Here is a 12697-nt window from a genome sequence, read left to right on the forward strand (position 1 = left end):
GCCCCCAACGCCCCCGGGACAAGGTCCTACCAGCGGCCCAGTTCGTCGCTGAGCACGACGACGGCCGCCGGTCCCGCCGTCGAGGACCGCAACACGTGCCGGCCCAGCAGGCCCAGCCGCGCCCCGGCGGCCGTGAACGCGTCGACCTCGGCGGCGCTCATGCCGCCCTCGGGTCCCACGATGAGCAGGATGTCCCCGGTCGTGTCGGGCACGCCGGCCCGCCAATCCCGTACGACGTCCCTGGCCCGGTCGGTGGCATCCTCGTGCAGGACGATGGCCAGCGCGGCGCCGGCCACCCGGGCGGCCAGCTGCCGGGAGGTGACGAGTTCGTCGACGGCGGGCATGCGTGCGCGTCGCGCCTGCTTGGCGGCGGCGGCCACGACATTGCGCCACTTGGCGGCACCCCTGGCCGCCTTCTCGCCCTTCCACCGCACGATCGAGCGTTCCGCCTGCCACGGCACGACGGCGTCGACGCCCAGCTCGGTGGCCGTCTCGATGGCCAGTTCGTCCCGATCACCCTTGGCCAGCGCCTGGACGAGCACCAGCCGCAGTGGCGGTTCCGGCTCGTCCTCCCGCACCTCGACGCGCACGCTCAGCTCCCCCGCCACCGCGGCGGTGACTGTGCAGGTCAACCGCAACCCGCCGCCGTCGGACAGGTCCACCGCCTCCCCGGCGGCCAACCGCTTGACGGTCACGGCGTGCCGCGCCTCGGCGCCGGTCAGCGTGAACGCGTCCCCCGGCCGCAGCGGCGCCAGTTCCGCCGCGCCGGCCAGGAAGATCGGGTTGGTCACGGGCGCTAGAGGTTGCCGAGCTTGTCGCGCAGCCGGGCGAACATGCCGCCGCTGGTGACGAGCTTGCCCTCGGTGAACTCCTCGCCGCGCAGGTTGGCCAGCTGCTTGAGCAGTTCCTCCTGGGCGGCGTCGAGCTTCGTGGGGGTCTCGACGTGGACGTGCACCCTCAGGTCGCCGCGGCCGTAGCCGCGCAGGTGGGTGACGCCGAGGCCGCGCAGGGTGATGACCTCGCCGGCCTGGGTGCCCGGCTTGATGCTGATCTCCTGCTCGCCGTCGAACGTGGCAAGGTTGAGTCCGGTGCCGAGGGCCGCCGCCGTCATGGACACGCTCAAGGTGGCGTGCAGGTCGTCGCCCTCGCGCATGAACGCCGGATCGTTGTTGACCTTCATCTCCACGTACAGGTCGCCGGCGGGGCCGCCGGCGGGGCCCGCCTCGCCCTGCCCGGCCAGCTGGATGCGGGTGCCGGTGCCGACGCCGGCGGGAACCTTGATGGTCAGGCTGCGCCGGCTGCGGATGCGGCCCTCGCCCGAGCATTCGTTGCACGGGTCGATGATCATGGTGCCGAACCCCTGGCAGCTGCCGCAGGTGGCCATCGTCATGACCTGGCCCAGGATGGAGCGCATGGGCCGCTGGACCTGCCCGCGGCCGCCGCACACGTCGCAGGTGGTGGGGTGCGTGCCCGGACGGCAGCAGCTGCCCTCGCAGGTGGGGCACACGACGGCGGTCTCGACCTCGATCTTCTTGTTGACGCCGAACACCGCCTCCTTGAGGTCGATGCGGACGTTGATGAGCGCGTCCTGGCCGCGGCGCATGCGCGGCTCCGGACCCTGGCCGCCGCCGCCGCCGAAGAACGTCTCGAAGATGTCCTGGAACGCGAACCCCTGCCCGGCGAACCCGCCGGCGCCGTTGTCGGAGCCGTTCTCGTTGCCGGTGGTGTCGTACACGCGTCGCTTCTGCGGGTCCGAGAGCACCTCGTAGGCGTGCGTGACGGCCTTGAACTTCTCCTGCGCGTCGTCGCCGCCGTTCACGTCCGGGTGGAATTTGCGGGCCAGCTTCCGGTATGCCTTCTTGATTTCCTCACCGGTCGCGCCGCGGGATACTCCCAGTACGTCGTAGTGGTTGGTCAAAGTCTTTACGCCTTTACGAAATCGTGTGTGTCTTGTTTGGTTGCGGGGCCGGCTAGCCGGCCAGGATCTTGGACAGGTACCGGGCCACCGCGCGGACGGCGGCCATGGTGTTCGGGTAATCCATGCGGGTAGGGCCCAGGACGCCGAGCTTCGCCGCCTCGCCCGGGCCATAGCCGGTGGCGACGACCGACGCCTCCGCCAACGCCCGGTAGGGGTTCTCCCGGCCGATGCTCACCGCCACGCCCAGCGAGTCCTGGGCCATGTCCTCCAACAGCCGCAGCAGCACCACCTGTTCCTCCAGCGCGTCCAGGACGGGGCCGATGCTCAGCGGGAAGTCGACATTGGAGCGGGCCAGGTTGGCGGTGCCGGCCATCACGATCCGGTCCTCACGGGCCGCCTCGGTCAGCTGGGCGAGTGCGCCGGCCAGCCGGCCGGCCACACCCCGCAGCGGTTCCGCGATGTCGGCCGGCAGGTCCCGCAGCAGCGACGGCAGCCGGTTGACGGTCTCCCCGTTCAGCGTGGCCAGCATCTGGTTGCGCAGCCCGGTGAGCGTGTCATCGTCGAGGACGGCGCCCACATCCGTGACGCACTGCTCCACCTTCCCGGAGGCCAGGATCAGCACGACGAGCACCTGCCCGGGACCCAGCGACACGAATTCGATGTGCCGCAGCGTCGCCTGCCCGGAGCGCGGGTACTGGACGACGGCGACCTGGTTCGTCAGGTGCGCCAGCGTGCGGACCGTGCGTTCCAGGATGTCGTCGAGGTCATGGGACCCGTCCAACAGGCTGTGGATGGCGCGCCGTTCGGCCGCCGACAACGGCTTGACGGTGGCCAGCTGGTCCACGAACAGGCGGTAGCCCTTGTCCGTGGGGATGCGCCCGGAACTCGTGTGCGGGGCCGTGATCAGCCCCTCCTCCTCGAGCGCGGCCATGTCGTTGCGGATGGTCGCGCTGGAGACGCCCAACCGGTGCCGTTCGACGAGGGCCTTGGAGCCGACCGGTTCGCGGGAGTGCACATAGTCCTCGACGATGGCACGCAACACCTCCAGCTTGCGCGGTTCGCTCATGACCTGCACCTCCTCACGACTGCGTGTGCGGGTCCGGCCCACGGTTAGCACTCTGCCTACTCAAGTGCCAAGTCTAGTACCTTCCGCGCGGGCCCGGCGCACCGGGTGGCCCCGTCCTTGCTAGCATGGGTGCGCACATCGACGAGAGGGAGCCGCGTGGATTACGGCAGGTGGGGGGCGCAGGATCTGTCCGCCCCGGTGAGGAAGAAGCTGCCGGCCGTGCCGGCCGCCGCGGGGCTCGTCGTCGAGGACGTCCAGTCCGGCTGGGTGGGCGCCGTCGTCCGGGTCGAGAAGTCCGGCGGCATGCACATCATGGAACTGGAGGACCGGCGCGGCGCGCGCAAGTCCTTCCAGCTGGGGTTCGGGTTCCTGATCGACGGCCACCCGGTCGAGGTCACGGCGCCGGCGGCGAAGACTGCACCGGCCGGGCCGGCACGCACCGCCTCGGGTTCCGTGAAGGTTGCCGGCCAGCGCGCCCAGGTTGCCAAGGCCAGCCGCATCTGGGTCGAGGGCAAGCACGACGCCGAACTCGTCGAGAAGGTCTGGGGTGACGACCTGCGCGTGGAGGGCATCGTCGTCGAGCCGCTGCACGGCGTCGACGACCTGGCCGCCGCCATCCGGGCGTTCACCCCCGGCCCGCAACGCCGCCTCGGCATCCTGGTCGACCACCTCGTGGCCGACTCGAAGGAGTCGCGCATCGCCGCGGAGGCCATGAGGGTGCCCGGGGCCGCCGCGAACGTGCTCATCGTCGGCCATCCGTACATCGACGTCTGGCAGGCCATCCGGCCGCAGGCGCTCGGCATTCCGGCGTGGCCGGTGGTGCCGCGCGGCACGGACTGGAAGACCGGCATCCTGGCCGCCTTCGGGTGGCCACACGCGACGTCCGAGGACATCGGGCTGGGCTGGCAGCGCCTGCTGGGGCGGGTGCGCAGCTACGCCGACCTGGAGCCGTCGCTGCTGGGCCGGGTGGAGGAAGTCATCGATTTCCTCACCGTTCCACTAACCTAGTAGGAAGCCGCATCGAGGTGCGGGGCGCCGCGCACCCGCCGCGGCGTCCACAACAGCATGCCCACCACGGCATGTCCACAGCAGCACGGAGGACCCCAGTCGTGACCAACCCGGTGAACCGCCTTCCCGCCGTCGACGGGCCGCCGCTGACGCCGGCGCAAGACCGCCAGTGGGCCTTCGTCGCACACTGCGGCGGCATCCTGGGCTTCGTCCCCTCGCTGCTGGTGTACATCTTCCTGCGCCGGCGCGGCCCGTTCACCGACCAGGAATCGCTGGAGGCGCTGAACTTCACGCTCCCGCCGACGATCCTGGCCGCCCTGGCGAACCTGCTCGCCATGATCTTCGGCCTGTTCTCCCCGGCCCTGAGCAGCGTCTTCGCGCTCCTGGCGCTGGCTGTCTGGGTATTCCTGACGGTGTATTCGGTCGCGGCCGCGTTGCAGGTGAACAAGGGCCAGCCCTACCGCTACCGGTTCAACCTGCGCCTGATCAAGTAGCTGAGGCGTTTGAGCTTGCCCGTCCGGCGTTTGAGCTTGTCCGTCCGGTGATTGAGCTTGTCGAAATCACCGCAGGTCTCGACGGGCTCGACCACCGGATCGGTGGTCGAGCCCGTCGAGACCTTTTGCGCGAGACCTTTTGCGTCAGTCGAGCAAAGCCCGCGTCACGGCGTCGCCGAGCAGCCGCCCTTTGAGGGTGAGCACGAGTGTGCCGGCGAACGCGGCCCGCGGGTCGACGAGTTCGGCGGCGATGAGCCCCGCCACGGCGGCCCGCCCGGCCGGCGTCAACGTCTCGACGGCCAGCCCCTCGGCCAGCCGGGAGCCGAGCATGATGCGTTCGACGTCCCGCGTGGCCGGGTCGAGCGTCTCCCGTCCGGCGGCGGGCGAGAGCCCCTGCTCCAGCCGGCCGGCATACGCCGTGGGGTGCTTCACGTTCCACCAGCGCACCCCGCCCACATGGGAATGCGCGCCCGGTCCCACACCCCACCAGTCGTCGCCGCGCCAGTAGGCCAGGTTGTGCCGGCAAGCGTCGGCGGGCGTGCGCGCCCAGTTGCTGACCTCGTACCAGTGCAGTCCGGCCTCGGCGAACAGGGCGTCGGCGAGTTCGTATTTGGCGGCGTGGTCGTCGTCGTCGATGTCCGGCACCTGGCCGCGGCGGATCTGCGCGGCCAGCTTCGTGCCTTCCTCCACGATGAGCGAATACGCGGAGATGTGGTCGGGTTCATAGCTCAGCGCGGCCCGCACGGACGTCTCCCAGTCCGCCATGGACTCCCCGGGCGTCCCGTAGATCAGGTCGACGCTGACGTTCAGGCCCGCCTCGCGCGCCCACGCCACGGCCTGCGGCACCCGCTGCGGGTTGTGGGTGCGGTCCAGCACCTTGAGCACGTGCGGCACGGCCGACTGCATGCCGAAGGACACGCGCGTGAATCCGCCGTCGGCCAGTTCCCGCAGCGAGTCGGCCGTGACCGAATCCGGGTTGGCCTCGGTGGTCACCTCCGCATCGGCGGCGAGGCCCCATTGGTCGACGGCGGCGGCCAAGATGGCGGTCAGGTCGCCGGCCGGCAGCAGCGTGGGGGTGCCGCCGCCGAAGAACACGGTCCCCATGGGCCGCGCCGGCACCCCGGAGAGGTCCAGGGCGCGGGCGGCAAAGGTGATCTCCTTGACGGCCGTGGCCGCATAGGCGGCCTGCGACGCGCCGCCGCCAAGCTCGGTGGCCGTGTACGTGTTGAAATCGCAATAACCGCACCGCACGGCGCAGAACGGGATGTGTGCGTACAGGCTGAACCGGCGTCCCGCCGCGCCGTCGGCCGCCTGGGCGGGCAGCAGGCCGTCGGCCGGGGCCGGGTCGCCGAGCGGCAGCGTGCTGGGCGGGGTCACTTCTTGGACTTGTCCTTTGACGTGTCGTCCGAGGACAAGGCGGCGATGAAGGCTTCCTGGGGAACCTCCACGCGGCCCACCATCTTCATGCGCTTCTTGCCTTCCTTCTGCTTTTCCAGAAGTTTGCGCTTGCGGGAGATGTCACCGCCGTAGCACTTGGCCAACACGTCCTTGCGGATGGCGCGGATGTTTTCGCGGGCGATGATGCGGGCGCCGATGGCGGCCTGGATCGGTACCTCGAACTGCTGGCGTGGGATGAGCTCGCGCAGCTTGCCGGTCATCATCACGCCGTAGGCGTAGGCCTTGTCCCGGTGGGTGATGGCACTGAACGCATCGACCTGCTCGCCCTGGAGCATGATGTCGACCTTGACCAGGTCCGCGACCTGTTCGCCGTCGGCCTTCCAGTCCAGCGAGCCGTAGCCGCGGGTCTTGGACTTGAGGATGTCGAAGAAGTCGAACACGATTTCCGCCAGCGGCAGCCGGTAGCGGATTTCCACCCGGTCCTCGGACAGGTAGTCCATGCCGCCCATGATGCCGCGGCGGGACTGGCAGAGCTCCATGATGGCGCCGACGAATTCGTTGGGGGCCAGGATGGTGGCGGCCACCATGGGTTCGCGCACTTCGGCGATCTTCCCGGTCGGGTATTCGCTGGGGTTCGTGACCTGGATGACCTTCTTGTCCTCGAGCGTGACCTCGTACTCCACGTTCGGGGCGGTGGAGATCAGGTCGAGCTTGTACTCGCGTTCCAACCGCTCCCGGGTGATTTCCAGGTGCAGCAGGCCCAGGAAGCCCACACGGAAACCAAAGCCCAGGGCCGCGGACGTCTCCGGCTCATACACCAGGGCGGCATCGTTGAGCATCAGCTTTTCCAGGGCGTCGCGAAGCACCGGGTAGTCGGTGCCGTCCAGCGGGTAGAGGCCGGAGAACACCATGGGTTTGGCGTCCTGGTAGCCGCCCAGGGACTCTGCGGCGGGCTTCAGGAAAGTGGTGACGGTATCGCCCACCTTGGACTGGCGCACGTCCTTCACGCCGGTGATCAGGTAGCCGACCTCGCCCACGCCCAGGCCCTTGGACGGGACCGGTTCCGGGGAGCTGACACCGATCTCAAGAAGTTCGTGCGTGGCCCGGGTGGACATCATCTGGATCTTCTCGCGCGGGCTGAGCTTGCCGTCCACCACGCGGACATAGGTGACCACGCCACGGTAAGTGTCGTAGACCGAGTCGAAGATCATGGCCCGTGCCGGCGCGTCCGGGTTTCCCACCGGGGCGGGCAGTTCCCTGACGATCTGGTCCAGCAGCTCTTCGACACCCATGCCGGTCTTGCCGGAGACCTTGAGCACGTCCTCCGGCTTGCCGCCGATGAGGTTGGCCAGTTCGGCCGCATACTTTTCCGGCTGCGCGGCCGGCAGATCAATCTTGTTCAGGACCGGGATGATGGTGAGGTTGTTTTCCATCGCCAGGTACAGGTTGGCCAGTGTCTGCGCCTCGATCCCCTGCGCGGCGTCGACGAGCAGGATGGCCCCCTCGCAGGCGGCCAGCGACCGGGACACCTCGTACGTGAAGTCGACGTGCCCGGGCGTGTCGATCATGTTCAGGCAGTACGCCGTGCCGTCGACCTCCCACGGGATGCGCACCGCCTGCGACTTGATCGTGATGCCGCGCTCGCGTTCGATGTCCATCCGGTCCAGGTACTGGGCCTTCATGTCTCGTGGCTCGACAACACCGGTCAGCTGCAGCATCCGGTCCGCCAGCGTGGACTTGCCATGGTCGATGTGGGCAATGATGCAGAAATTCCTGATGATCGCCGGATCGGTGGCGGCGGGCACCGGTGCGGTGCGGGCCTTGGGTGACACTGGCGGGTCCTAACTGTCGCAACGTGGACGGGTCAAAAGTACGGGTCAAAAAGTCTTCCACCAGTGTCCCACGTTTGCCCGTCGGACACGGACCGGTGCACCACCTTGCGGGCACCGGGCGGGGGCCTACGCGCCCACGCCGGCGCGGCAGGCATCGGGGCGCCTTCGTCCGGTCCGCCACGGCCGGCGGTGACCGGCACCCCGCTCTGCTAGACTGATACGCGCGTGTGTCCGTGCAGGTCGGCGGACGCAGCTGGTTGGTCTGACGTTCACCATTGATTCGAGCATCCCCACGCCGCTGTCAACGGCCAACCGACGCCCTCTACGACCGAATGTACGCATTAAAAAGAGAGTTCAAACGTGGCTAATATCAAGTCCCAGAAGAAGCGCATCCTGACCAACGAGAAGGCGCGTCAGCGCAATGTCGCGGTCAAGTCCGAGCTGAAGACGGCCGTCCGTGCAGTGAACACGGCCGTCGACAAGGGCGACAAGGATGCTGCTGCGGTTGCCCTGGTGAACGCCAGCCGCAAGCTGGACAAGGCTGTCAGCAAGGGCGTCATTCACGCCAACCAGGCTGCCAACCGCAAGTCCGCTATCTCCAAGAAGGTCAACGCCCTCTAGGGGAGGCATTTGCTTCGCACCTCTTGCGTATGGCCGGTACCCTCGGGTGCCGGCCATACGTGTTTAATGCCCGGCTTTGGTGCCCCGCCCCGGGTTCCGGCGCTCACCGGTGGACCGGTTACCAGCGGACCGTTTACCGGCGGACCGAGGTGGCGATGACGGTGACGGCGCGTTCGACGGCGTAGACCGGGTCACGGGAGGCGCCCTTGACCTGGGCGTCCGCCTCGGCCAGGACCTGGATGGCCCGCACCAGTGCCTCCGACGTCCAGCCGCGGGCGTCGCGGCGGGCGGCATCCACCTGCCAGGGCGCCATCCCCAAGTCCCGGGCGAGCTGCGCCGAGCTGCCGCGGGCCGAGTGGACTTTGGCCAGGGCCCGCATCTTCATGGCCAGCGCGGCCACGAGCGGCACCGGGTCGACGCCGGTAGAAAGCGCGTGCCGCAGCGTGGACAGGGCCAGCGGGCCGTTGCCGGCCAGTGCGGCGTCGGCGACCTTGAACGCGGTCGCCTCGACGCGGCCGCCGTAGTACTTGTCGACGAGTTCGGCCGTGACGGTGCCCGTGCTGTCGGCGATGAGCTGGCTGCACGCGGCGGCGAGCTCGGCGAGGCTGGCCCCGACGGCTGCCACGAGGGCCCCGATCGCCTGCCGGTCGATGCGGCGGCGGGCGGCGGTGAACTCGCCGCTGACGAAGTCGGCCTTGTCCGTGTCCCGCTTGATCTCCTTGCACTCGACGACTGGCGCACCGGAGGCCCTGAGGGCGTCGAGCAGTTTCTTTCCCCGGTTGCCGCCGCCGTGGGCGAGCCCGACGACGACGTCGGGCTGCGGGTCCGACAGATAGCTCAGCGCGTCGAGCAGGAAATCGTCGTTCATCGTGGCCAGCTGCGACACCTCGACGAATTTCGGCTCGCCGAACAGCGACGGGCTGGTGATCTCGGTCAGCGTCCCGGCTTGGTACGAGGACGCGTCCAGGGTGGTGACCTCGAGGTCGGCGTGCGTGTCGCGCAACTTGCGACGCAGGTTTTCCATGGCCCGCCCGGCGATGAATGACTCGCCGCCGAGCATGAGCACGATGGGCGCGACGGGTACGTCCCGCCAATCCGCGCCCGTCACCTTCGGTGCGGCGGCCGGCGGGGTCACTGCGCCACCGCGCCGTGTAGTTCGATCACGGCTTCTACCTTGCCACGCCCGGCCCGCTTCACCAACCCGCTTCACCAACCCGCTTCACCAATCTGCCGGGTCAGCCATTGCCGGCCGCCCCGGCCAGCAGCCCCGCCGCCGCTGCCGCGACGACGACGACGCCCGGGAAACCGGCGATCGGACGCAGCCGCTTGGGCAGGGCCGCGCGCACGCGGGCCGCCAGGGCGGCACCCTCGCGGCGATGCACCGCACCCCAGAGCAGGACGACGATCGCGCCGTTGAACACCACCATGAGCACGACCCCCGTCAGGCCGCCCGGCCAGGGCAGCGCGGCCCCGGGCAGAGCCGCCAGGGCGCGGGACACCCACGCCACCCACCACGTGCCCGCCCCGGATACCCACGAGCACGCGTCCGCCGCCACGGGAACCGTCGTGGACAACGCCAATCCGAGCGTGCCCGCCGTCGTCACCAGGGTGATGACGGGAGCCGCCGCGACATTGGCCGCCACCGCGTACACGGTCAGCCGCGGTTGCAGCAAGACGATGACGGGGGCGCAAAACAGCTGTGCGGCCAGTGGAACAGCCACGGTCTGCGCCAGCCACCACGGCAGCATGACCGCCAGCCACCGCGCGCAGCGGCGGCCCAGCACGAGCAGGCCGAACGTCGCCAGGACCGACAGGATGAAGGCGTAGTCCACGGCCAGCCGGGGAGCCCAGACGAGCAACACCACGATACTGCCGGACAACAGGGCGCCGGCCCTCCGCGGCCGGCCAGCCAGCATGGCCGCGCAACCGATGGCGCCCATCACGGCGGCACGCAGGACGCTGGGGTCCGGTCCGACCACCATGACGAATCCCGCCAGGCCCATCCCCCCGACGGCCATGCCCACGCCACGGTGCAATCGCAGGAACCTCCCCACCAGCAGCAGCGACATGAGCACCAGCGTGCAGTTGGCACCGCTGACAGCCGTCAGGTGGGTCAGTCCGACCACCTTCATGTCCTCGTCCAGGTCCGGTGGGACGTCGCTGCGATCCCCCATGACCATGCCCGGCAGGAGGGCCGCGACGTCCGTGTTGACCGGGGTCCACGTCCGCTGCGCGGCGGCGATCCAACCGCCACGCAGCCCACGCGGCAGCGCCGCGATCCCTTGCACGTGCCCGACCATCTGCGGTGCCGTGGCCGGTTGGAAGGTTGCGCCGACGGCGTCAGCCGCGCCGACCGGGGCCAAGGCGCCGGCCGCCACGACGATGTCCCCGTCCGTCACGGCACGCCACGCGTCCCCGGCGATCATGCGGACCCGGGTGTCGGCGTCGAACACGCGACCGGCGGCCGAGGCCCGGGTGACGACGGCCTCCAGCACGTACCGGTTGCCCCGCCCGGGACCGGCGGCCAGCAGACTGGGACGCGATTCGATCACGAGGGTCGCCACGATCCCCTGGCGGGCGGCGATCGCCCCGGCCATGGGAGCCACGTCCGCACCCCGGTGCGCCAGTCCCGCGGCGACCAGGACCGCGGCAGCACAGGCCCCAGCCAGCCCCACGACGGCGGAGGCCCGCACGGGGCCCGTCCGGGTCGTTGTCCGGGCACCCGTGCGGCTCGTCCCGGCGAGGCGTGCGCGCCGTGCATCTCGGCTGGATCGTGCCGCGAGCCACACGGCCGGCCCCACGGCGGCCATTGCGCATCCGGCCGCCAGGAACAAGCAGGGACCCCAGGCCATCCCGGGGCCCACGATTGCGGCCAGCCAGGCCGCCGCCACGGCCGGGACGAGCCGGACGTCGAGGGTTGCGTTCGGCAGGGCCGCCACGGACCGCTCCCCGCCGTTCATTCGCTCGCGGGCCTTCCGCGCAAGAAACACCACCGCGGCCGGGACCCGGGGCGGCGTCATGCCGGCCCCGCCGGCGGAACCGTCGACGGCGCCGTCGACGCATCCCTCCGAGGCTCCCTCTACCGCGGCCCGCGTGTAACGCTGCCAACGTGATTCCGCCATGGCCACCCCTTGTCCCTCCCCGCGTCGGGCCGCCTGCCGGCCCGTCAGTCGCGCTGGATGTCGAGCCGTCGCCGGCTCCTTTATCGCACCGCTTGTATCGCACCGTTTGTATCGCACCGTGCGCTGGCCGGTGTCGGTTGCGTGCGGGCAATGGTCGGGGTTACTGTCCGCTGCTACACCACGACCAGGTCCCGCAGAGAGTCGAGGAGCTTGCTGCCGATGCCGGGCACGGCGTCCAGCTGGTCGATCGTGGTGAATGGGCCATGGTCGGTGCGCCACTGGATGATCCGGTTCGCCAGCACGGCGCCGATGCGCGGCAATGTGCCCAGCTCCGCGGCCGTGGCCGTGTTGATGTTCACCCTGCCGCCGTTCGCCTTGCCGCCGTTCGCTTGGCCCGCACCACCGGCCCCCGAGGAGCCGGCGGGCCCCTCGACTGGCGCGAAGGTCGGCACCGCGCCGCTGCCGACCTGCGCGTTGCTGGGGACCACGACCTGTTCGCCGTCGCGCAGCACGGCAGCCAGGTTGACGGCCTGCAGTGCGGCATTCGCCCCGGCGCCTCCCGCCGCCGCCACGGCGTCGAGCACGCGGCTGCCCTGCCGCAGGCGCACGACGCCCGGCCGCTTGACTTCACCGACCACGTGGACGGTCAAGACCGCCGCGTCCGCACCGGCGGGGACCGGGGATGGCGATGCGGGTGGGTCCGGCCCCCGTGGGGAGTCCCCCGCGGAGCTTCCCCGCGGAACCGGACCGGGGATGGCGACCTTCGGCGACTCGCCGGCGGACACTTGCGCGCTCGCGAAGCGGATGCCGGCCGATTGCAGCCACAGGACCCCCGTCGCCACGGTGAGCATGGCCAGCACGACGATCAGGGCCTTGAGCGACACGAGCACTCGCAGCCGCGGCAGCACACCACCGGCCGGGACCGCCGGGGCCGGCCACGTGGCCGCCGTGTACATCCCGGAGGCCGGCAGCAGGCCGGCACCGCCCGCATCGCCGGAATCGCCGGCAGCCGGGCTGCCGGCCGGCTCACTGCAGGGCGCGGCAACGGGGACCGGGCCCCCAACGCCGGCCCGGCCCGAGTCCGGGCGGGCAGCCGGTGCGCGCGAGGGTTCCGGGGAGGTGTCGTTCCAGCTGTGCCGTGCCATGCCCGCGACGCTAGCGCCAATGCCGTGTAGTTAGGCTGGCTGGCGGGTTGTCAAGCGGGTGTTGTCGGCGATGATCTCGATGTCGATGGTTGC

Annotated in this window: 11 protein-coding genes; 3 read left to right on the top strand and 8 right to left on the bottom strand. The window is 70.4% G+C overall.

Annotated features, from left to right (window positions below):
• Positions 1 to 26 precede the first annotated feature (26 nt).
• Genes EJC77_RS10090 through hrcA form a run of 3 tightly spaced genes read right to left on the bottom strand, consistent with a single transcriptional unit; the run spans position 27 to position 2984 of the window.
• Entirely contained in the window at positions 27 to 791 is a 765-nt protein-coding gene (locus tag EJC77_RS10090) for a 16S rRNA (uracil(1498)-N(3))-methyltransferase (RefSeq protein WP_125612190.1), read from the bottom strand.
• A 5-nt stretch (positions 792 to 796) separates the two neighbouring features.
• Positions 797 to 1918 (bottom strand): molecular chaperone DnaJ, encoded by a 1122-nt coding sequence (gene dnaJ, locus EJC77_RS10095; RefSeq protein ID WP_125612192.1) that lies wholly within the window; start codon positions 1916 to 1918, stop codon positions 797 to 799.
• 52 nt (positions 1919 to 1970) lie between these two features.
• Positions 1971 to 2984 (bottom strand): heat-inducible transcriptional repressor HrcA, encoded by a 1014-nt coding sequence (hrcA, locus tag EJC77_RS10100; protein WP_125612194.1) that lies wholly within the window; start codon positions 2982 to 2984, stop codon positions 1971 to 1973.
• A gap of 156 nt (positions 2985 to 3140) precedes the next feature.
• Between hrcA and EJC77_RS10105 the strand changes: the two genes are divergently transcribed.
• Positions 3141 to 3992 carry a DUF3097 domain-containing protein gene (locus EJC77_RS10105; protein WP_125612196.1) on the top strand — a complete coding sequence of 284 codons (852 nt, stop codon included), beginning with the start codon at positions 3141 to 3143 and terminating at the stop codon, positions 3990 to 3992.
• Between the two features lie 101 nt (positions 3993 to 4093).
• Positions 4094 to 4486, top strand: coding sequence for a DUF4870 domain-containing protein (locus EJC77_RS10110; RefSeq protein ID WP_240630072.1), 393 nt, complete (start codon positions 4094 to 4096; stop codon positions 4484 to 4486).
• A 144-nt stretch (positions 4487 to 4630) separates the two neighbouring features.
• Here the strand turns inward: EJC77_RS10110 and hemW are convergent, their stop codons facing one another.
• Together hemW and lepA are read right to left on the bottom strand one after the other, a co-directional pair.
• Positions 4631 to 5863, bottom strand: a complete 1233-nt coding sequence (gene hemW, locus EJC77_RS10115) for a radical SAM family heme chaperone HemW (RefSeq protein ID WP_125612200.1) — start codon at positions 5861 to 5863, stop codon at positions 4631 to 4633.
• A complete protein-coding gene (gene lepA / locus EJC77_RS10120; RefSeq protein WP_125612202.1) occupies positions 5860 to 7716 on the bottom strand; it encodes a translation elongation factor 4 in 1857 nt (618 codons plus the stop codon). Before lepA ends, hemW begins: the two co-directional genes overlap by 4 nt.
• A gap of 360 nt (positions 7717 to 8076) precedes the next feature.
• Here lepA and rpsT point away from each other — a divergent pair, with 360 nt between their 5' ends.
• Positions 8077 to 8337: a 30S ribosomal protein S20 gene (gene rpsT / locus EJC77_RS10125; RefSeq protein WP_125612204.1), complete on the top strand. Its 261-nt coding sequence runs from the start codon at positions 8077 to 8079 to the stop codon at positions 8335 to 8337.
• Between the two features lie 133 nt (positions 8338 to 8470).
• Here rpsT and holA read toward each other — a convergent pair whose 3' ends face one another.
• From holA to EJC77_RS10140, 3 genes are all read right to left on the bottom strand, one after another.
• Positions 8471 to 9397: a DNA polymerase III subunit delta gene (holA, locus tag EJC77_RS10130; RefSeq protein ID WP_125612228.1), complete on the bottom strand. Its 927-nt coding sequence runs from the start codon at positions 9395 to 9397 to the stop codon at positions 8471 to 8473.
• Positions 9398 to 9572: 175 nt separating this feature from the next.
• Positions 9573 to 11459, bottom strand: a complete 1887-nt coding sequence (locus EJC77_RS10135) for a ComEC/Rec2 family competence protein (RefSeq protein ID WP_125612206.1) — start codon at positions 11457 to 11459, stop codon at positions 9573 to 9575.
• 173 nt (positions 11460 to 11632) lie between these two features.
• Positions 11633 to 12604, bottom strand: coding sequence for a ComEA family DNA-binding protein (locus EJC77_RS10140; protein WP_125612208.1), 972 nt, complete (start codon positions 12602 to 12604; stop codon positions 11633 to 11635).
• Positions 12605 to 12697 lie beyond the last annotated feature (93 nt).

This window comes from Specibacter cremeus (assembly GCF_003946885.1).
Lineage (GTDB): Bacteria > Actinomycetota > Actinomycetes > Actinomycetales > Micrococcaceae > Specibacter > Specibacter cremeus.